At 71.2% G+C, this 20,056-nt stretch carries 18 protein-coding genes; 8 read left to right on the top strand and 10 right to left on the bottom strand.

Features of this window, described 5'->3' with window-relative positions; translation table 11 throughout:
* Window positions 1–258: 258 nt before the first annotated feature.
* Window positions 259–630 carry a YciI family protein gene (locus AB0G15_RS13790; RefSeq protein WP_362838672.1) on the bottom strand — a complete coding sequence of 124 codons (372 nt, stop codon included), beginning with the start codon at window positions 628–630 and terminating at the stop codon, window positions 259–261.
* 97 nt (window positions 631–727) lie between these two features.
* On the opposite strand from AB0G15_RS13790, the gene AB0G15_RS13785 reads away from it, so the two are divergent.
* Window positions 728–919, top strand: coding sequence for a hypothetical protein (locus AB0G15_RS13785; protein WP_362838669.1), 192 nt, complete (start codon window positions 728–730; stop codon window positions 917–919).
* Here the strand turns inward: AB0G15_RS13785 and AB0G15_RS13780 are convergent.
* From AB0G15_RS13780 to AB0G15_RS13765, 4 genes are all read right to left on the bottom strand, one after another.
* Entirely contained in the window at window positions 916–1,737 is an 822-nt protein-coding gene (locus AB0G15_RS13780; RefSeq protein ID WP_362838666.1) for a phosphoenolpyruvate hydrolase family protein, read from the bottom strand. The two genes, AB0G15_RS13785 and AB0G15_RS13780, sit on opposite strands and share 4 nt — an antisense overlap.
* Window positions 1,734–2,954 (bottom strand): Tm-1-like ATP-binding domain-containing protein, encoded by a 1,221-nt coding sequence (locus tag AB0G15_RS13775; RefSeq protein ID WP_362838663.1) that lies wholly within the window; start codon window positions 2,952–2,954, stop codon window positions 1,734–1,736. Before AB0G15_RS13775 ends, AB0G15_RS13780 begins: the two co-directional genes overlap by 4 nt.
* A 274-nt stretch (window positions 2,955–3,228) precedes the next feature.
* A complete protein-coding gene (locus AB0G15_RS13770; RefSeq protein ID WP_362838660.1) occupies window positions 3,229–3,588 on the bottom strand; it encodes a PRC-barrel domain containing protein in 360 nt (119 codons plus the stop codon).
* Between the two features lie 349 nt (window positions 3,589–3,937).
* Window positions 3,938–4,768 (bottom strand): class I SAM-dependent methyltransferase, encoded by an 831-nt coding sequence (locus tag AB0G15_RS13765; RefSeq protein WP_362838657.1) that lies wholly within the window; start codon window positions 4,766–4,768, stop codon window positions 3,938–3,940.
* Between the two features lie 396 nt (window positions 4,769–5,164).
* On the opposite strand from AB0G15_RS13765, the gene AB0G15_RS13760 reads away from it, so the two are divergent.
* A complete protein-coding gene (locus AB0G15_RS13760) occupies window positions 5,165–6,118 on the top strand; it encodes a LysR family transcriptional regulator (RefSeq protein WP_362838654.1) in 954 nt (317 codons plus the stop codon).
* 24 nt (window positions 6,119–6,142) lie between these two features.
* Here the strand turns inward: AB0G15_RS13760 and AB0G15_RS13755 are convergent, their stop codons facing one another.
* The gene (locus tag AB0G15_RS13755; protein WP_362838651.1) at window positions 6,143–6,676 is read right to left on the bottom strand and encodes a CGNR zinc finger domain-containing protein; all 534 of its coding nucleotides are present in this window, start codon (window positions 6,674–6,676) and stop codon (window positions 6,143–6,145) included.
* Window positions 6,677–6,772: 96 nt separating this feature from the next.
* Between AB0G15_RS13755 and AB0G15_RS13750 the strand changes: the two genes are divergently transcribed.
* On the top strand, window positions 6,773–8,014 hold the full coding sequence (locus AB0G15_RS13750) for an MFS transporter (protein WP_362838648.1): 1,242 nt from the start codon (window positions 6,773–6,775) through the stop codon (window positions 8,012–8,014).
* 298 nt (window positions 8,015–8,312) lie between these two features.
* On the opposite strand, the gene AB0G15_RS13745 is transcribed toward AB0G15_RS13750, so the two are convergent.
* On the bottom strand, window positions 8,313–8,531 hold the full coding sequence (locus AB0G15_RS13745; protein WP_362838645.1) for a hypothetical protein: 219 nt from the start codon (window positions 8,529–8,531) through the stop codon (window positions 8,313–8,315).
* A gap of 572 nt (window positions 8,532–9,103) precedes the next feature.
* On the opposite strand from AB0G15_RS13745, the gene AB0G15_RS13740 reads away from it, so the two are divergent.
* The 5 genes from AB0G15_RS13740 to AB0G15_RS13720 all read left to right on the top strand — a co-directional run bounded on the left by AB0G15_RS13740 (window position 9,104) and on the right by AB0G15_RS13720 (window position 17,023).
* Entirely contained in the window at window positions 9,104–10,405 is a 1,302-nt protein-coding gene (locus tag AB0G15_RS13740; protein WP_362838642.1) for a cellulose binding domain-containing protein, read from the top strand.
* Between the two features lie 367 nt (window positions 10,406–10,772).
* Window positions 10,773–11,825, top strand: coding sequence for a ketoacyl-ACP synthase III family protein (locus AB0G15_RS13735; RefSeq protein WP_362838639.1), 1,053 nt, complete (start codon window positions 10,773–10,775; stop codon window positions 11,823–11,825).
* Window positions 11,822–12,097, top strand: coding sequence for a phosphopantetheine-binding protein (locus AB0G15_RS13730; protein WP_362838636.1), 276 nt, complete (start codon window positions 11,822–11,824; stop codon window positions 12,095–12,097). Before AB0G15_RS13735 ends, AB0G15_RS13730 begins: the two co-directional genes overlap by 4 nt.
* Window positions 12,098–12,116: 19 nt before the next feature.
* Complete coding sequence (locus AB0G15_RS13725) at window positions 12,117–13,160, top strand: ketoacyl-ACP synthase III family protein (protein WP_362838633.1); 1,044 nt, start codon at window positions 12,117–12,119, stop codon at window positions 13,158–13,160.
* 47 nt (window positions 13,161–13,207) lie between these two features.
* Window positions 13,208–17,023 carry a beta-ketoacyl synthase N-terminal-like domain-containing protein gene (locus AB0G15_RS13720; protein ID WP_362838630.1) on the top strand — a complete coding sequence of 1,272 codons (3,816 nt, stop codon included), beginning with the start codon at window positions 13,208–13,210 and terminating at the stop codon, window positions 17,021–17,023.
* 342 nt (window positions 17,024–17,365) lie between these two features.
* Here the strand turns inward: AB0G15_RS13720 and AB0G15_RS13715 are convergent, their stop codons facing one another.
* From AB0G15_RS13715 to AB0G15_RS13705, 3 genes are all read right to left on the bottom strand, one after another.
* Complete coding sequence (locus AB0G15_RS13715) at window positions 17,366–18,067, bottom strand: hypothetical protein (RefSeq protein ID WP_362838627.1); 702 nt, start codon at window positions 18,065–18,067, stop codon at window positions 17,366–17,368.
* A gap of 71 nt (window positions 18,068–18,138) precedes the next feature.
* Window positions 18,139–18,789 (bottom strand): response regulator transcription factor, encoded by a 651-nt coding sequence (locus AB0G15_RS13710; protein ID WP_362838625.1) that lies wholly within the window; start codon window positions 18,787–18,789, stop codon window positions 18,139–18,141.
* A complete protein-coding gene (locus AB0G15_RS13705; protein ID WP_362838622.1) occupies window positions 18,780–19,949 on the bottom strand; it encodes a histidine kinase in 1,170 nt (389 codons plus the stop codon). Before AB0G15_RS13705 ends, AB0G15_RS13710 begins: the two co-directional genes overlap by 10 nt.
* Window positions 19,950–20,056: the final 107 nt, after the last annotated feature.

Below are 20,056 nucleotides of genomic sequence, written 5' to 3'. Positions count from 1 at the left end.
CATCGGTCCGGGGGAAAGATTCGACGACGGGAACAGGGCCGGCTCGCGGAACGCGACGATCCCGGTCAGGTCGCCGCGCTCCACCGCGGACATGCGGCGGCGCGGGATCCTGCGGTCTTCGTCCCACGCCCCACCCCCGGGTCACCGCCCCGCGTTCCCGGTCCGGGTCGATCCGCGGACCCGCGTCGTCGACCGCCGCCGCGCAGGCCGTGCTCCAACGTGGCGGGCCTTCCTCGACCAGACGTCGCCGGGATGCCGTCATCGCCGGCCGGCCCGGCGGAGCATCGCGTCCGTTTCGGGGTCGGGCATGAGTTCCCGGACCTCTTGCGCACAGCGGCAGGCAACGGCGATCTTGGCGGCCCACGCCAGCGCCTCTTCGCGTGAGGCCACGTCGACGATCGAGAACCCGCCGATGATCTCCTTGGTCTCCGGGTAAGGGCCGTCGGTGACCAGCCCGTCCGTGGCCACGACACTCGCCCTCTGCCTTTCCAATCCGGCGCCGAACACCCACACGCCGGCGTCCACGGCCTCCTGGACCACCGCGTGCGAGGCCTTTCCCACGTCGGGCCAGTCCTCGCCGGGGATGTGGTCCATCGCGCCGTCATTGAACGAGATCAAGTACCGCGTCATCCCATCACTCCCTTGTGCCGGCGATCTCCTTCGGCCGCCTCTCACCTGTTCTACGAACGGCTCGCCCCGGATTCGACACTGTGCCGAAGGATTTTTCGTGGGACCGCCGCCACGAGGTGAGGCGTTCTCGCGCTGCTCCGTCGTCGGCGCGCCCGGCCACCAGGCCGCGAAGCAGCCGCCGGCGACGGCCGCGGCCACGCCGCCTTTCATCCTCGTGGAGAGAGCTCATTACGCCCTCATGCCGGGCGTGCCGCAGGTCGTCGGCCCTGCGGAGGGCTTCCGTGGCTAGAACGTCAGCGACTTGAAGGCACGCACCTGCTCGGTGATGGCGCGCTCCGTCGGCAGGCGCTCCACCGACGACGCGCCGAAGAAGCCCACCACGCCCTCCGTACGACTCAGCACGTGGGCCGCGTCCTCCGGTTCGGCGATGGGACCGCCGTGGCAGAGCACGAGGATGTCGGGGCGGACGGCCACCGCGGCGTCGCGCATCGCCTGGACCCGCTCGACCGCCTCGTCCAGCGACAGCGCGGTGCCCGCGCCGATGCTGCCCTTGGTGGTGAGCCCGACGTGCGGGACGAGGACGTCGGCGCCCGCCTCGGCCATGGCCCGGGCCTGGGCGGGGTCGAAGACGTAGGGGGCGGTGACCAGGTCGCGCTCGCGCGCCAGCCTGATCATCTCGACCTCCAGGTCGTAGCCCATCCCGGTCTCCTCCAGGTTCTGCCGGAAGACCCCGTCGTACAGGCCGACGGTCGGGAAGTTCTGCACCCCGGCGAAGCCCATGGCCGCGAGCTGGTCGAGGAACCTGGGCATCAGCCGGAACGGGTCGGTGCCGCACACCCCGGCGAGCACCGGGGTGTCCCTGACGACGGGAAGCACCTCGGCCGCCATCTCCACGACGATCTGGTTGGCGTCGCCGTACGGCAGCAGCCCGGCGAGCGAGCCCCGGCCCGCCATCCGGTAGCGGCCGGAGTTGTAGATGATGATCAGGTCGACGCCGCCCTCCTCGGCGCACTTGGCGGACAGCCCGGTGCCGGCGCCCGCGCCGATGACCGGCCGGTCCCCGGCGACGGTACGGCGCAGCCTGGCGAGGACGTCCCCCCGGTTCACGCCGCGTCCCTCGCGGTGATCATCAGGTGCAGCCGGTCGGCCATGGCGCGGCCGAAGGCTGGGTCGTTGACGTGCAGGTCCAGCTCCTCGACCTCGACGGCCGAGCCGCGCAGCCCTTCGTCCAGGGCGTCGAAGCAGGACTCGTCGGCCTTGGGATCGTGGAAGGGCGCCCCCTCGGCGTCGAGGGCGGAGACGCCGAGGCGCGGGACGAACAGCGCGGTCGGGCCGGTGGCCGAGCTCAGCTTGGCGGCCATCCGGCGGCCGAGCTCGCCCATTTCCTCGGCCGTGGTCCGCATCAGGGTCACGGCCGGGTTGTGGACGTACAGCAGGCGGTCGCCGAAGGGCCCGGGAACGGTGTCGCGGGGACCGAAGTTGACCATGTCCAGGGCGCCGGGGGCGACCACCTGGGGCACGCCGCGCGCTCCGGCCGCGGTCAGCCGGTCGGGGCCGGCCGACAGGACCCCGCCGACCAGGTCGTCGGCGAGTTCGGTGGTGGTGAGATCGAGCACGCCCGAGATCAGGCCGCTTTGGACCAGCGACTCCAGGGCCCGCCCGCCGGATCCGGTGGCGTGGAAGACCAGCACCTCGTAGCCGAGTTCGTCCAGCCGCTGCCTGGCGGCGTCGACCGCCGGCGTGGTCGCGCCGAACATCGACGCGGCCACGAGCGGGCGGCCGTCCGCGACGACCGGGGACGGGATGCTCACCATGCCGGCCATGGCCGCCGCGGCGTTGCCGAGGATGCGCGCGGAGACGCGGTTGATCCCGGCGAGGTCGACGACGCTGTACATCAGCGTGACGTCCTTGGTGCCCACGTAGGGGGACACGTCGCCGGAGGCCATGGTCGAGACGATGAGCTTGGGCAGCCCGATCGGCAGGTCCCTGACGGCCCGCGCCGCGATCGAGGACCCGCCGCTGCCGCCCACCGCGAGCACGCCGTCGAGGCGGCCCTGGGCGTACAGCTCGGCGAGGACGGCGGCGGCGCCCTCGCCCATCGCCGTGACGGCCGCTCCCCGGTCACCGGTCGCGCGCAGCGTCGCGACGTCGGCCCCGGCCGCCAGCGCGACCCGGTCGTTGCCGACGTCGGCGGGCACCCGCGCCTCACCGATGCCCGCGTCGACCAGGACGACGTCACAGTCGAGGGCGAGCAGCCGGTCATGGAGCCAGGCGTACTCCCATCCCTTGGTGTCCAGCGTTCCCACCAGGCCTATCGTCGGCATCTCGCGCCACGCCTCTCTGCTCGCGGACCTTCTTCGCCACGTCGATCGTGTTGACCGTCCCGGGAGACACGCGCCGGACCCGATGGACGATCCCGCGGGCGGGAGACCCGTTCCGGTTCCCGCCCCGAGAGTCCTCGTGGTCCGCGAACCGTGTCCCCGTCGCCGGCCGGCGACGCGACCGCCTGGCGGGAGGGCCCGGTGGCGGGCGGGCTCTCCCCGGCGCTGTGCCGTCTCGTCGCCGCGTGCTGTGCGGTGGTGCCGTCTCGCGTACCGGTCAGAGGGCGGCGGAGAAGGTGCCGTAGTAACCGCCCAGCTCCTGGCGGTAGACGCTCTGCCGGTATGTCGCCGCGTCGTACTCCGGCGCGTCCTGGATCTCCTGCTTGGTCCGCGAGATGTAGATCTTGCGCTCCTCGCGGTCGATCCGGGTCACCGTGCTGGCCGGGAGCACGACCTTCCTGCCGGAGAGCCAGGAGCCGACGTCGGCCACGACGTAGCTGTCGTCGGTCACGTTGCTCTCCTCCTCCACCAGACCGACCTTGCCGTCGACGGCCTCCACGTCGAAGCCGATGACGCTCATCGTCTCGTCGGGACCGTAAACGCCCTCGCGATAGCTCCACAGTCCTTCGCTCGTCATGTGCGGGCTCTCCTCGTCGCGATGTGTGTGGCCCCCCGCCTACCCGTGGCGGCCGAGGTAAACGGTGCATCGGATGGCCGTCTCGCGCCAGGAGGCGGGCCGTACAGCGGGCGAAAAGGCGGCCATGACGGCTTGACGAGCGGTACCGGCCGAGTCGCCCGCGACCACCAACCGCTGCGGGCTGACACCGGAGTCCAGCAGCTCGCGGTCAGGCCGCCAGGCAGTCGTCGGGCGCGGCCGGGAACGCGTGCTCGGGCGCCGGCCGGTAGCCGAGCGAGACCGGCCGTCCAGGTGCGGCGGTCGGGCCTGCCGCTCGGTCCTGAGCGGCCTCCGGCGCGACCTCGGACGGTCACCGCCGGGCGGTGACCACCCAGAGCTCTCCGCCCAGGCGGACGCCTTCAGGACCCGCGTAAGGCCGCAGCGCATCCTCCAGAACGGTCCGGGCGGCGTCGGCCGTCATGACCGCGTCGTCGAGGATCGCACGAACAGGGCCGGTGCCGAGAAAGAAGCCGGCGGCGCTCTCGGCGTCCTGGCCGAAGAACAGGGAAACGCCGGCGGAGGCCGCCGTGACCGTCCGGAATCCGGCCCCGTGGAGCACGTTCTCGATTCTCCCCCGGTCGGCGAGCGAGAACATCCCGGGTTCGCACGCGTTCGGGGAGGGCTCGGGAGGCCCGGTCAGAGCGGAGATCGGGATGGTGTACCACTCGCACCGGGTCATGTTCCGGGGGCACACGAAGACGAGACGGCCCGCGGGTTTCAGGGCGCGGCCGATATTGGCGAAGGCGGCCACGGGGTCGGCGAAGAACATGATTCCGAACTGGCTGACGGCCACGTCGAACTCGCCGTCGCCCAAGGGATGGACCTGGGCGTCCCCTTCCTCGAACCGGAGGTTGGTCAGCCCGGTTCGGGCCTGGTCCGCGCGGGCCCTTTCCAGCATCGGCCGGGAAAGGTCGAGACCCACGGCATATCCGCAGGACGCCTGACGAGCGGCCAGGACGGTCGTCTCGCCCGCGCCGCACCCGATGTCCAGGACCTTGTCCGTTTCCTCTATCGCCGCGGCCTCGAACAACAGCCGGTGCAAGGCGGCGTTGCGGCCCGTGGTGCGGTCAGTGCTCGCGGCCCAGTGGGTTCCTTCGGGCCCGTTCCATGAATTCGCCTGTGCGGCGTTCGGGAGGGACATGGATCTCCTTTTCGTTCGTGTTGGCCGTTCGGGGCGCCGTGGTCGCCGCCCCGGCCCAGCGGGAGACCCGGCGGGAGACGTCGGATCGCGCCCGGCCGCCACGGTCCGGCCGGGAAACCACGGGCCGAGTCGTCGCGCGGTCGCGCCGCCGGCCGCTCCGTGCCCGCCGACGACGACGATCGACTTGCCCGCGCCGGGCCACTCCCGGCGTTCGCCGGCGCTTGTGCGCATGCTGTGCCCTCGCAGTCCGGTGCCGGGAAATGCCTTCACAGTCCGGTGCCGGGAAGTGCCGAGGTTCCCAGGATCACGTGAGAGTGATATGCACACCACTGCGGATGCCTTATGGGGGACATGCGTGGCCCGCATGGCAGGCCGATCGGAGGGAGTGGCTCGCACATGCTCGATCCCTGGACGTTGCGGGTGATGGTCGAGGTGGAGGAGCGCGGGTCCTTCTCGGCGGCGGCCGAAGCCCTGTCGATGACCCAGCCGGCCGTGTCACGGCAGATCGGCGGTCTGGAGCGCAGGCTCGGCGTGTCCCTCTTCCGGCGCACCGCGCGCGGCGTCAAGGTGACGGCGGCCGGTGAGATGGTCGTCAGGCAGGCGCGGGACGTCCTGGCGCGCCTGCGGGCTCTGGAGATGCGGGTGAACGCCTTCGCCGGCGCCGAGACCGGGCATCTGCGCCTGTCGGCGTTCTCCAGCGCGAACACCTGGTTGATGCCGGAGGTCATCAGGCGTTTCAGCCGATCCCACCCCGGAGTGCGGCTGAGCCTGATGCGGGAGGACGCCGCGGGGCCGGTGGCCGCGATCAGAGAGGCCCGGCTCGACCTCACCTTGGTCACCACCTGGAGTCTGTACGCGGATCCGACGGCGGCCAAGCACGACTCGTCGGCCGAGCCCCTCGATCCCGCCGATCTCACCGGGGTCGACCTGCTGCCGTTGCTGGATGAGGAGTTCCAGGTCGCCTTGCCCGCCGGCCATCGGCTGGCCCGGCTTCGCCGGGTGCCACTGCCCGATCTGCGTGACGAGGTGTGGATCGAAGGCGGTTACCCCGACTGTCTCGGCCCGCTCCCGCAGCTCGCCGAAGCCCTGGGCCGACCCCCTCGGATCGGGTTCTTCTGCGAGGACTGGAACGGCAGGCAGGCCCTGGTCGCGGGCGGATCCGGCGTCATGCTCGTGCCCACGCTGGTGCGGGGCGCCGTACACCCGGGGGTGGTGAGGAGGCCGACCGCTCCCTCGCTCCCTTCCCGCCGGTTGTACGCGGCCTCCCTGGCGCCGCCTTTCCGCCTCCCGGCCGTGACCGCCCTGCTGGACGTGATCGCCCGCGTGAGCCGGGAGCAGGCCCGGGCCTGATCCGCCGGGCAAGGGGTGGATCTCTCAGCGTCGCAGCCGGCCGCGGTACGCGGCGCTCTTGGCTCGGGCGGTGCAGGCCGGGCCGCAGTATCGGCGCGATCCGTTGCGCGTGAGGTCGACGTAGACGGCGTCGCACCGATCGGCCGAGCACTGTCCGAAGCGGCCGGCCCCGTAGCCGTCCACGATCAGCGCCAGGGCGGTGGCGAACTCACCGCCCATCGCCTCCACGTAGGTGCCGCCCTGCCCGTGGAAGTGCAGGTGGAAGGGCTGGCCGGCGTCCTCCACCAGGTACGGTTGCGCTCCGTACCTGCGGATCATGGCGTTGATGAGCGCGGCCTGGTCCGCCGCCCGCTCCGCCAGCAGCGCCTCCCTCAGTTCCCCGGCCAGCTCGGCGAGACGTTCCCCTGCGCCGGAATCGCCCCGAAGTGCGGTCGCGGCACGGTCTCCGGCGGTGGCGGCGAACGCGGCCACCAGGTCATCGCCGCGAGGGCACGATGTGGCGACGCCGCCCCGCCGCCGAGAGGTCGCCAGATTGACCAGTTCGGTGATCAAAGGCACCTGGCGGGTGACGTTACAGGCTATTTCCACTTGACCAGTAACACCTTCTCGTGATGCGTTATGGGCTAAACAAGATTCGATGGTAACGGAGGTGTCGTGGTCACGTCCTATCGCCGCTTCCTCTCCCATCCGGGGGTCCCCTTCCTGCTCGCCGTGGAGGTGATCGCCAGACTCAGCACTCCGATGCTCGGTCTCGCGCTGCTGCTGGCCGCCGCCGGCCAGACCGGCACGTACGCGACGGCCGGGCTCGTCCTCACCGGACACGCCCTCTCCCTGGCCGGGTGCGCCCCCCTCGGCGGCCGCCTTGCCGATCGTCACGGCCCGCGCCGCACCCTCACGGCCTACCTCGGAGCCCATGCCGTCGCCTACGGGCTGCTCCTCGCCGTTCAGCGGGCCGGGCCCGCCGCGATGATCGGCGCGGCGGTCCTGCTCGGCGCGACCACACCGCCCGTCTCGGCCGTCATCAGGGCCAACTGGCCCCGGCTCGTCCCGCCCGGCTCGCTGAAGACCGCCTACGCCGTGGACAACGCCGTCAACGAGGTGACGTTCATCCTCGGCCCCCTCCTCGTCCCCGTCCTGATGCTGGCCATGCCGGCGTACGGCGTGACCGTCACGGCGGGTGCCGCCCTGCTCGCCGGCGGCGCGTTGACACTCCTCGCGCCATCCGTCCGGCAGGCCAGACCCTCGAACACGCCGGCGGCAACCGGGTCCGGGCTGACAAGACTGGCCGGGCCGCTGGCCCATCACCCGACCCTGACCCTGCTGGTGCTGGCGGCATTCGGCACCTTCACCTTCGGCTGCCTGCGCATCGCCACCGTGGCGGCGGCCACGGCATCCGGCGCACCGTCATCGGCCGGAGTGCTGATGGGCCTGCTGTCCGCCGGCGCACTCGCCGGCGCGCTCGGCTTCGGAGCCCGCGACCGGCCCGTCTCCGCCAGACGATTGCTCGTCGTGACCTCGGTGGCGGACGGCGCCGTCATGGCGACCGCCACCCAGGCCCCGAATCTCCTCGCGCTGGCCGCGCTGATCACCATGGCCGGACTGGCGACAGGACCCCGTGACGCGCTCCATCCCACCCTGCTCGCCGAACACGCTCCCACCCGCCACCGAACCGAGGTCTTCGCCTGGTTGAACACCTTCATGTGGACGGGCTACGGCCTGGGGACCGCCGTCGCGGGCCATCTGAGCGAGCCGGACACCGGCGGAGCGGCGGCGTTCACGGCGGCCTCGGTGGTCGCCCTGTCGAGCGCGATCGTCGCGGCCGTCGCCTACCGCCCGCACCACACGCCGCCGAACGAGCGGGAAACGATCCGCCCCGTTCCGGGAAACGATCCCTGAGCGTCGGATCCGTCCCAGGCCAGACCGCCGATCCTCCCGCCCGGACTCCGCCGGCGTCGTGGTGGCCCCGGCACGATCCCGCACATCGGCCGGACACATTGGCCGGACGCCACCATCACCGCCGGTCCTCCCGCGAACCCTCCGACGCGGCGCGTCCACGGTCCGCCGGGACGGAAGCCGGAGCCGGGGGCGCGCATTTCACAGGGCCACGCGTAGTTTCACAGGGCCACGCGCAGAGGGTCACGGGTAGAGGTCCACGCGTAGAGGGTCACGGGTCACGCGTAGAGGAAGTCACGGGTCACGCGTAGAGGAAGTAGTAGCGGTACCGGCCCTCCCACTTGCACGAATAGCCGTCCCACCAGCCCTGGGCGATGCCGTGGGTTCCGATCCGCTCGCATTCCGAGTGGTCCCTGAAGACTCCGGCCAGGCTCTCGGCGTGCGCCGGGGTGGCGCCGATCGTCAGCGACGCTCCGAGGATCACGACGGCCGAGACGAGAACAGCGCGTACCTTTCGCATTCGTCCTCCTGTGACTGTGAAGATCATAAAGGTGGACATTATCACTCACCGGGCGCCAGGAATATTGTCATGTCCGAATCAGTCATGGAAATGAGCCGAAACTTCCAGCGGCATTGTCGCCGGGTACGCGCCTCACGGGTATTCGCCGTCGGTAAAGCCGGTATCGCCTCCCGGATCACCCGTTCCCGGGGATCCCGGCCGTCGTCCAATTCCAGACACGGCGGCCGCGAAAGGCCTCGCAGGCGCGTATCCGACCGCCTGTGCACGCCATGGATGATCTGTAGCGCCTTCGTACCACATGATCCATAAAGTACGATTTATGTCTCTTTTTCGGTTCGGCGAAAAAGACATGCCGAAAACTTTGACCATCGTCGCTTACGTGTCATATCGTCGCCCCGCCCATATCGATGTAAGTCGCACCACTCGAGCAGGACGTTGTTCTCGCAGGCGCTACGGCCGACGTGCCGATCGCGACCGCCCCGGCACGGGAGAAGACACGGACGGTCACCGGGGAAGCGGCGATCATCCGACCCGACCGGAGTCGCACCATGCAAGCTCAAATCCGCAGGGCCATGATTGTCGGCATTGCGATGACCGTGCTGGCCGCCATCGGCCTGTCACCGGCCGTCGCGCCACCGGCTCACGCCATGCAGGTGATCACTGACATCGCTTACGCGCCCGCACAACCGGCCGGCAGCAGGGGGCATCTGCTGGACCTCCACCTGCCGTCCACCGGCATCACGCCCCGGCCGTTGATCATCTGGCACACCGGCTCGGCGTGGACGAGCGACGACGGCAAGGCCGGCGCGGACGCCATCGCGAGCATCTTCAACCCCCTGGGCTTCGCCGTGGCCGGCGTCAGCGTCCGGTCCAGCGCCCAGGCGATCTTCCCGGCGCAGGTGCACGACATCAAGGCGGCCATCCGCTGGCTGCGCGCGAACGCCGCCACCTACAACCTCGACCCCAATCGCTTCGCGATCATGGGCGACTCCTCGGGGGGCTGGCTGACGGAGATGGCCACCCTGTCCGGCGGCGTGGCGGCGATGGAGGGCACCGTCGGCACGACCGGCGTCTCCAGCGCCGTGCAGGTGGGGCTCGCCTTCTACAGCCCGACCGACTTCCTGCAGATGAACGCGCAGAACCTGCCGACCGGCGGGCTCGACCACAACTCCCCCGCCTCCCCGGAGTCCCTCCTGGTCGGCTGCCCGATCCAGACCTGCCCGGCCACGGTGGCCCAGGCCAATCCGATGACCTACGTCGACGCCAACGACCCACCGCTGCTGTTCCTGCACGGCCAGGCCGACTTCCTGGTGCCGCACGGGCAGAGCGTCCTGCTCTACAACAGGATCAAGGCCCAGTGCGGCGACGCCACGTTCGTCTCGGTACCCGCCGCGGACCACATGATGGTCCAGATCATGGACCCCGCCCAGTACGGCCTGCAGACCGTCCGCACCACCACCGACTGCGGCGAGACCGTCGGCACCGGCACGCTGAACCCCACCTGGGCCAACTTCGCGAACTTCCTGCGCGGCGGGCTCAAGATGGGCACCTCCTGCGAGGTCACCTACGCGGCCACCGGGGCCTGGAACGGGGCCTTCAACGGCAACGTGGCCGTCAGGAACACCGGCACGACCCCCGTCGACGACTGGACCCTGACGTGGGCCTGGTCGGGAAACCAGCAGATCACGACCGCCTGGAACGCCGCGGTGACCCAGACCGGCACCCAGGTGACCGCCCGCGACGTCGGCAGTAACTCCTTCATCGGCCCCGGCTCCAGCCAGAGCTTCGGATTCACGGCGACCGTCACCGGGACGAACGCCATTCCGGCCCAGTTCAAACTCAACAACACCGTCTGCACGAGAGTCCCCGCCTGAGACGACGCCGGGCCCGAGCCGAACGGCGACGGCCCGGCACCGTTCTCCCGTCGTCCGGATTATGAAAGTTTCATTCGGAGAAACCGCGGCCCGGAGCGGAAAGGCGCATTTCCAAAGCCAAACACGTTCCGTCGGACCCCGATCACGGAATGTCGCCGACCGGATTGCTCTCGTTCATATTGCTTTACCCGACGGGCCGCCCCTATTCTTGCCCCTGACGGCCCGCCGGCCCATTTTCCGTTGTTTTCATCGACCGGCCGCGGGTCGCTTGACATCCCGGCGCCCGAGATAAATCGGATAAGCCGCCTTTTCGCTGCCCGAAGACCGTTGTCCGGGACCGTCGATGAGTTGATGAGTTAGGGGACGTGTGCGTACATCCAACATGTTCGTCAGGAGTCTTGGCGTCTACGTGCCCGACAGCGTGAGCGTCGAGCAGGCGGTTCGTGAGGGCTGGTACCCGCCCGAGGAGGCCGAGAGGTTCCAGCAGATCGGCGCGGCGGTGGCCGGCGACATGCCCGCGCCCGAGATGGCGCGGCTCGCGGTCCTGGACGCGTACGACCGCTGGGGCGAGTCCTCCCCGCGCGATCTCGACCTCCTGCTCTACCCGTCGGTCTGGCACCAGGGCCCGAACGGCTGGCAGCCCCAGCACTACCTGCAGATGCACCTCCTCGGCGGGAACGTGCCGGCGTTCGAGATCCGGAGCGGCTGCGTGGGGATGATCAGCTCGCTCGAACTGGCGGCGAGCTACCTGCAGGCCGACGCGAACCGGGAGACGGCGATGATCGTCTCCTCGGACAACCACGGCACCCCGCTGGTGGACCGCTGGCGGATGACCCCCGGGGCGCTGATCGGCGACGCCGCGGCCGCGCTCCTCCTCGGCAAGGGGTACGGCATGGCCGAACTCCTGTCGGTGAACGCGACGGTGATCCCGGAGGCCGACGCGGTCAACGACGGCGCCTACCCCCTGTTCCCCCCGGACGCCACCGTCGGCAGGGGGCTGAGCTTCGGGGACCGGCACGAGGAGTTCCGCCAGAGGCTGCTCAAGGCGCATGGGACCGGGATCCACCTGACGATCCAGAAGACGATGATGCAGCAGGTCGAGCGGACCCTGGACGAGGCCGGGATCGGGCTCGCCGACATCACGCGGGTGGCGCTGCCGCACGGCCGCCGCGAGGACCTGGACGGGCAGATGTCCTGGCTGGGCATCGACGAGGACCAGACGACCTGGGACTACGGGAGGCGGGTGGGCCACTGCGGCGCGGTGGACCAGTTCATCGCCTTCGAGCATCTGCTCGCGACCGGCGGGCTCGTGGCCGGCGACCACCTGCTCATGGTCGGGTTCGGCTCCGGGACGTCCGTCGCCGCGGCGGCGTTCAGGATCCTCTCCCCCTCCCCCGTCACGGAAGGGGCACGCGCATGACCGAGCTCACGCACACGCGCACGACCGAGCTCACGCGAAGGCTGGTCGACTTCGTCCAGGAGAACCTCGTCCTGGACGGCGACGACATCGAGGTCGACGAGACGACCCCGCTCCTGCTGTCGGGTCTCCTGGACTCCCTGCGGACGGCGCGGCTGCTGAACTTCCTCCGCAAGGACGTCGGCGTCCCGATCCCCGCCGCGAGGCTCGACCCCGAGAACTTCCGGGACGTCGTGACCATCGTGGCGATGGTCAGAGAACTCGAATCCGTCTAGCCGGGGCGAGGACAGAGTCATGCGGTTGACGGACACGTACATCAGCGGAGTGGGAGCGTTCCTCCCCCGGACCGTCGTCAGCGTCGAGAAAGCCGTCGCCAAGGGCTGGTACCCGGCCGAGGAGGCCGAGCTGCACAACCTGGCCGGGGCGGTGGTGGCCGGTGACGTACCGGCTCCGGAGATGGCCCTGCACGCGGCGCGGAGCGCGCTCAAGCGCAGCGGGCGGGCGCCGGCCGACCTGGATCTCCTCCTGTACGCCTCGACCTGGCACCAGGGGCCGGACGGCTGGCCCCCGCACTCCTACCTGCAGCGTCATCTCGTCGGCGGGGACGTCCTGGCCACCGAGATCCGGCAGGGCTGCAACGGGATGTTCATCGGCCTGGAACTCGCGGCCGCCCACCTGGACGCCGCCCCCGGCCGGCAGGCCGCCCTGCTGGTCGCCGCCGACAACTACGGCACCCCGCTGATGGACCGGTGGCGAATGGGCCCCGGCTACGTCGGCGGGGACGCCGCGAGCGCGCTCGTGCTCACCAAGGAGCCGGGTTTCGCACGCCTGACGTCGGTCTGCACGACGACGGTGACCGAGGCCGAGGAACTGCACCGGGGCAGCGAGCCCCTGTTCCCCCCGGGCGTCACGGTCGGGCGCAAGATGAGCTTCGCGGCCAGGAACGAGCAGTTCCGGCAGCAGGTCATGTCCAAGGGCGAGGCCACCGCGGCGCTGTTCAAGATCCAGCGGGCGTTGATGGAGGTCGTCGAGCGGGCGCTGGCCGAGAGCGGGATCGAGGCCGGCGATCTGGCCCGGGTGGCGTTCATGAACTACTCGGAGGAGATCGTCGAACAGCGGTGCATGGCCATGCTCGACCTGCCCATGTCCCGCTCGACCTGGGACTACGGCCGCACCATCGGCCACTGCGGGGCCAGCGACCAGGTCCTTTCCCTCGACCACCTGCTCCTGGCCGGGCGGCTGGGCCCCGGCGACCACATGCTGATGCTCGGCACCGGGCCGGGGGTGACCGTCTCCAGCGCCGTGATCAAGATCATCGACAATCCTCAGTGGGCTTGACCGAAGGGAAACGAGAGCAGATGGCCGACAGCCCGCGCGGAGTCCGGGTGGAACCAGTGGCGGTGGTCGGGATCGGATGCCGCCTTCCCGGCGACGCCCGCTCACCGGACGAGTTCTGGGACCTGCTGTGCGCCGGCCGGAACACGACCCGGCCGCTACCCGCCGAACGCTGGCGCCGGTACGAGAACCGGAGCCCCGAGTACGCCGCCGCGCTGCGCGACGCCGTGCGTCACGGCAGCTTCCTGAGCGACATCGAGGGCTTCGACGCGGAGTTCTTCGGCCTGTCGCCCCGCGAGGCCGAGCTGATGGACCCGCAGCAGCGGATCCTGATGGAGACCGCGTGGGAGGCCCTGGAGCACGCCGGCCTGCCGCCGCACCGGCTGGCCGGCACCGACGCCGGGGTGTTCATGGGAGTCTGCACCGCCGACTACGGAGGCCGCCTCCTGGAGGACCTGCCCCAGATCGAGGCGTGGACCGGGATCGGCGCCGCGACCTGCGCCGTCGCCAACCGCATCTCCTACTCCCTGGACCTGCGCGGGCCCAGCATGGCGATCGACACCGCCTGCTCGGCGTCGCTGGTCGCGCTGCACCTGGCCGCGCAGAGCCTGCGGCTCGGCGAGAACGACGTCGCCCTCGCCGGCGGGGTCAACCTGCTCGTCACCCCGGGCCAGACCCTCACGCTCGGCACGGCCGGAGCCCTCGCCCCCGACGGGCGGTCCAAGTCGTTCGACGCGTCGGCCGACGGCTACGGGCGCGGCGAGGGCTGCGGCGTGGTCGTGCTCAAGCGGCTGTCCGACGCGCGGCGCGACGGCGACCGGATCCTCGCGCTCGTCGTCGGCAGCGCCGTGAACCAGGACGGGCACACCAACGGCATCATGGCGCCGTGCGGGGAGGCCCAGGAACACGTGATGGTCCGGGCCTGCCGGCAGGCGGGCGTCGAGCCGTCCACCGTCGACTACGTCGAGGCGCACGGCACCGGGACCCGGCTCGGCGACCCGCTCGAAGCCGGAGCGCTCTCCTCCGTGTACGGCACGGGGCGGCCCCCCGGTGACCCGTGCCTCATCGGCTCGGTCAAGTCCAACATCGGGCACCTCGAAGGGGCGGCCGGCATCGCCGGCGTCATCAAGGCGGTGCTCACCCTCCACCGTGGCGAGATCCCCCCGAGCGTGCTGACCAGCCTGAACCCGGCCATCCCGTGGGAGACCTCGGGCCTTCGCGTGGTGACCGAACAGTCGGCCTGGCCCGAGCGCGACCACCCCCGCCGGGCGGGCGTCTCCAGCTTCGGGTACGGCGGCACGGTCGCGCACATCGTGCTCGAGCAGGCTCCCGCCACTCAGGAGGTACCCGCGGGAGAGGTGACGGGGGAGCGGCTGTTCCCGCTGTCGGCCGCGTCGGAGCAGGCCCTGCGGCAGTACGCGGCCAAGCTCGCCGACCACCTCGGCAACGGGCTCGACCTCGCGTCGGCGGGGCACACGCTGGCGCTGCGGCGCACCCACCTGGCCCGTCGCGCCGTCGTGGTCGGGGCGGACGCGGGCGAGCTGGCGGCCGGCCTGCGCAGGCTCGCGGAGGACGTGCCGGGCGAGGCCGTCATCACCGGTGACGTGCTGCCCGAGCCCGGCCCCGGGCCGGTCTGGGTCTTCTCCGGGCAGGGCTGCCAGTGGCGCGGAATGGGACGGGAGCTGCTCGCCGTGCCGGAGTTCGCGTCCCTGGTCGACGAGGTGGAGCCGATCTTCGCCGAGGAGATCGACTTCTCCCCCCGGCGAGTCCTGGCCGACGGCGAGCTCGACACCATCGACCGCGTGCAGACCATGATCTTCGTGATGCAGCTGGGCCTGGCCAGGCTCTGGAACGCGTACGGGGTCACGCCGAAGGCCGTCATCGGCCACTCCGTCGGCGAGCTCGCGGCGGCGGTGACGGCCGGCGCGATGAGCGTCGCCGACGGCGCCCGCCTGATCTGCCGCCGTTCCCGGCTGCTGCGCCGGGCCGAGGGCAGGGGGGCCATGGTGATGGTCGACCTGTCCTTCGAGGAGGCGGCGGAGAGGCTGGCCGGCCGCAGCGACCTGGTAGCCGCGATCGCGTCGGCCCCCGGCTCCACCGTGCTGTCCGGCGACGTCGCCGCGGTCGAGGAGGTGGTGAACGAGTGGCCGGTCGAGGGCATCGTGGTGCGCCGGGTGGCGTCGGACGTCGCCTTCCACAGCCCGCACATGGATCCGCTGGCCGTCGAGCTGGCCGCCGCCGTCGCCGATCTCTCGTTCGGGGCGCCGCGCATCCCCATGTACACGACCGCGCTGGCGGACCCCCGGTCGGCGCCCGTCCTGGACGGCGCGTACTGGGCGGCGAACCTCCGTGACCCCGTGCGGCTGGTCGCGGCGACGACGGCCGCGGCGCAGGACGGCCACCGCGTGTTCCTGGAGATCTCCCCCCACCCCGTGGTCGCGCACTCGGTGACCGAGACGCTCTCGGAGAACGGGTTCGAGGACGTGTTCGTCGGCACGTCACTGCGCAGGAACCAGCCGGAGCCGCTGACCTTCCTCGTCGCGCTGGGCACCGCGCACTGTCACGGCGTCGAGGTGGACTGGAGCCGGCTGCACCCGTCCGGCGGCCTGGCCGACCTGCCGCCGTACGCCTGGCAGCACCGCCGCCACTGGCGCGAGGAGTACGTCGGGGAGGACAACCGGGGGCACGACGTGCACTCCCACGCCCTGCTCGGAGCCGTGAGCAGCCTCGCGGGCAGCCGGACCCGGGTGTGGCGGACCAGCGTGGAGGACGCCAACCGGCCCTACCCGGGCAGCCACGCCCTCAACGGGGTCGAGATCGTGCCCGCCGCCGTGCTGGTCAACACGTTCCTGAACGCGGTCGAGGACGAGGACGTCACGCTCACCGACGTGGAGATGATGCATCCGCTGATGACCGCGGAACGCAGGCAGGTCCAGGTCGTGCACGAGCCTCCGGCGGTACGGCTCGCGGCCCGCACCCCGGGCGGCCCCGACGAGCCGGAACCCGCCTGGCTGGTGCACGTCACCGCGAACGTGGCCGCTCCGGGCCAGGTGAAACCCGACGTGCTGCCGGACACCGGCGCGCTCGCCCCGATCGATCCCGGGTTCGTGCACAAGCGGCTGGCCACCGTCGGCGTGCCCTCGACGGGCTTCGACTGGACGATCGAGGCGCTGCTGGGCGGGGACGGCGCGCTGCGGGCCACTGTCCACACAGCCCGTACCGCCCGCACCGGGGAACCGGGAAGCTGGGCGCCGGCGCTGGACGCGGCGATGTCCGTGGCGCCCTGCGTGTTCCCCGGCGATCCGGTGCTGCGCATGGTCGTGCACATCGACGAGGTGGTGCTGACCGGCACGCCCCCCGCGACGGTGATCATCGACGCGTCCGTGGACCCGTCCGCCGACGACACCGTCCGGGCGCTCCTGGCAGACGTGGACGGCCGGGTGGTGGGACACCTCACGGGACTCCGCTATCCGGTGATCGACGCGCCCGCCCCGGCCGAGGAGGATCTCCAGGGGCCCGCGGAGGCGTTCGCCGGCCTGGCGCCCGAGGACCTGCGCGAGCGCGTCCTGCCCGAGATCCGCGCGGAGATCGCGGCCGTGATGAGGCTGGACCCCGAGGACCTGGCGACCCGGCGTCCCCTCGTCGAGCAGGGGCTGGACTCGGTGATGACCGTCATGGTCCGGCGGCGCCTGGAGAAGCGCTTCGGCCGCCGTCTCCCCGCGACCCTGCTGTGGCAGCAGCCCACCATCTCCGCGATCGCGGACCACCTGGCGGGGCTTCTCGCGGCTCCGAGACCGGACGCGGCGGCGGGGGCCGTTCCCGAGAGGGAGTCCGTTCCCGAGAGCGCACCCGTGATCGGGGGCTGAGGCCGCCGGCCGGGCGGCCCGAGGGTGCGATCCCCCCGGGCCGCCCGGCTGTCGCGTCCGGCCGGAGCCGGCCGCACCACCCGCCGCGTCCCAGCCGTTCGTATGGCGCTGAGGGCTCCGGGCCGGCCATCGCCGCCGGCGCTGAGTTCTCCTCGCCACGCGACGCGGCCGGCCGTCCCGGATCAAGGCGATGAACTCCTCCCCGGCTCGCCGCCCACGAGCCCCTGCCAACTTGTGTTCGGCACGCTGCTCGTCAAATGACGCGCTTCGCCGCCGACGGCGAGCGGAGCGTGGCCGTACCCCGGGCGCCCCCGAAGAAGTGGCCGCCGTCGATCTCGGCCGTCAACCGGCCATGCCGAGGAGCACGGCTGCGGTGCCCACACCCAGCGCGAGCGGATAAGCCCACCACCTGGGCGCGGGCCCGTCCTTCAGGATGCGCGTCCCCAGCGGCACCAGCGCGACGCACAAGCCGAGAGTGGCGACGATCGACATCGGACCTGTGCCCTTGAGCACGCCGATCGGCAGCACGCTCATCGATGCCAGGGCGAGGGACCTGACGATCCCCAGCACGCCTGCCCGCCATACGCCGACGGCCAGCACGACCCAGCCGAAGAAGATCGCGATCGACAACGGTTGAAGCACGTGGAACGCACCGTAGTAGCCGTCGACCGCCTTCCGCCCCGCCCCCACCCCCTGAGCGTCGGCAATCTGGAAGATCAGGTGATTGATCCCGGCGTGGAAGGCGCGGGCGAACAACCCGAGCATGACCATCACACCACCCCACAGCGCCCACCGCGGCTGGGTCGCCCACGCGCGCCGGACAAGCGCGATGACGGCAGGCCACAGCAGGACGTTCCCCGCGGCGAAGGCGCTGTAGGAGGCGGTCATCCTGCCGGGGTTTGCGGCGAACGCCGCGAGTTGCCCGGGGAAAAAGTCGTCGAAATCGACGCGGAGCAGCACTCCGGCGAGCATCAGAACCGGACCGAGGACAAGTCCGGCACCTTCAACCCAGCGGCCGGGGAATTCAAAAGAGGTCGTTGCCATGCCGTCGATCCAACCGGTGCAGCGCCCGCCGCACATTGGCGCGGGGACCAGATCCCGGGGTAGATCTGGCACTACCTCGGCTCGGCCTGCAAGTAGGCCAGGACGGCCAGGACGCGGCGGTGGCCGTCGGCGGCGGGCGGGAGATCGAGTTTGGCGAAGATGCTCGCGATGTGCTTGGCGACCGCCGCGCCGGTGACGAAAAGAGCCTGGGCTATCGAGGCGTTGGCCCGTCCTTCGGCGATCAGGGCGAGCACTTCCAGCTCCCGCGGAGTAAGGCGCCGCAGCGGATCGCGCCGCCCGCTGAGCAACTGCCGCACCACCTCGGGGTCGATGACCGTGCCGCCCTCCGCGATCCGGACGAGCGCGTCGACGAACTCGCCGACGTCCCCGATCCGCTCCTTGAGGAGGTAACCGATGCCCGTGCCACGACCGGAGCCGAGCAACTCGGCGGCGTAGGTCTGCTCGACGTACTGGCTGAGCACCAGTACGGCCAGTTCCGGGTACGTCGTGCGCAGTACGAGCGCGGCGCGCAGACCTTCGTCGGTGAAGCCGGGCGGCATCCGCACATCGACCACCACGATATCGGGCCGGTGCTCCTCCACCGCGGTGACGAGGGAGACGGCGTCGCCAACCGAGGCGGCGACCGTGTGCCCGAAGCGCTCCAGCAGGCCGACCAGGCCCTCACGGAGAAGGACGGCGTCCTCGGCGATCACTACCCGCACGGAATCTCCACTCGCATCGTTGTCGGCCCGCCGGCCGGACTGGACAGGGACAGCCTGCCGTCGACCACGGCCACCCTGTCGGCCAGTCCGATCAGACCGGTGCCGCCGGCCGGATCGGCACCGCCGACCCCGTCGTCGCGAATCTCCATGATCAGCGTATCGTCGACCAGCAGGCCGAGCACCTGGGCCCTGCCTGCCCGGCTGTGCTTGGTGATGTTCGCCAGGGCCTCGGAGACGACGTAGTAGGCGGTCACCTCCACCGCCTCGGGCAGCCGCCGCGGCAGGGAGACGTTCACATCCACCGGCACCGGAGAGCGCCCTGCCGCATCACGGGTGGCGGCGGCCAGGCCGCGGTCGGTGAGCACCTGCGGATGCACGCCGCGGATCAGCTCTCGCAGTTCGGCCAGGGCCCGCCTGGCCTCCTCATGGGCCTGCGCGACCTGCTCAGCGACCGGCGAGTCCGGCGGCAGGTCGAGCCGGGCCAAACCCAGCTTCATGCTCAGCGCGACAAGCCGCTGCTGGGCACCATCGTGCAGATCGCGCTCGATCCGGCGGCGTTCCATCTCGAACGCGTTCACCAGTCGGGCGCGTGAGCGCACCACCTCGGCCAGCTCGGTCTCGCGTGGAGCGAGCAGCGCCCTGGTCATGGCTCCGCGCGCTCCCGCCCAGGCGGTGAAGGCGTAGGCGGCCACCGGAAGCAGAAGGAGTCCAGCGGCCGAGGCCGTCAGCACGGCGGCGAGCGCCCACGTCTCCTCCATCGGCTGGAGGACGGGCGACAGGATCAGCACGACGGGACCCCCGATGGTGAAACAGACCACCACCAGGTCGATCCACCAGAGCACGAGGAGCGAGACCAACGTCAGGCCGATCTTGCGCCACAGCTCGTCAGGCGCGCGGGCGGGCGGGGCGAGGTCGACCAGCCGCAGCCGCCACCGCTCGAATCCCGTCACCGGCAAAACGAGCAGACCGGTGGCGGCCAACCCTGCGGCGACCATGAGCGGGACGAATCCCAGAGAGGAGATCGACACCACGACGATGACGACAAGGACGCCGAGCACGGCACTCGACAACAGGTACGCCAGCGATCGCCACGGCCACCGGGACCGCAGGAAGGACAGCGGATGCCGGGTGAGGGCCTGCAGAGCGGTCCGGGTGCGCACCGTTAGAAGCTAACCGCTGGAAGCCATCCATCGCGGACCCACCGAAGGCCTTGTGCGAACACCGGTCAAGGCGTTGCCCATGAGCCCCTGCCGGTTGGCGCGAGCTC

Origin of the sequence: Streptosporangium sp. NPDC023825 (genome assembly GCF_040639575.1) — a bacterium.
Classification (GTDB): domain Bacteria; phylum Actinomycetota; class Actinomycetes; order Streptosporangiales; family Streptosporangiaceae; genus Streptosporangium.
Note: the sequence above shows the minus strand (reverse complement) of the source record. Positions and strands in the feature narration are given on the sequence as shown.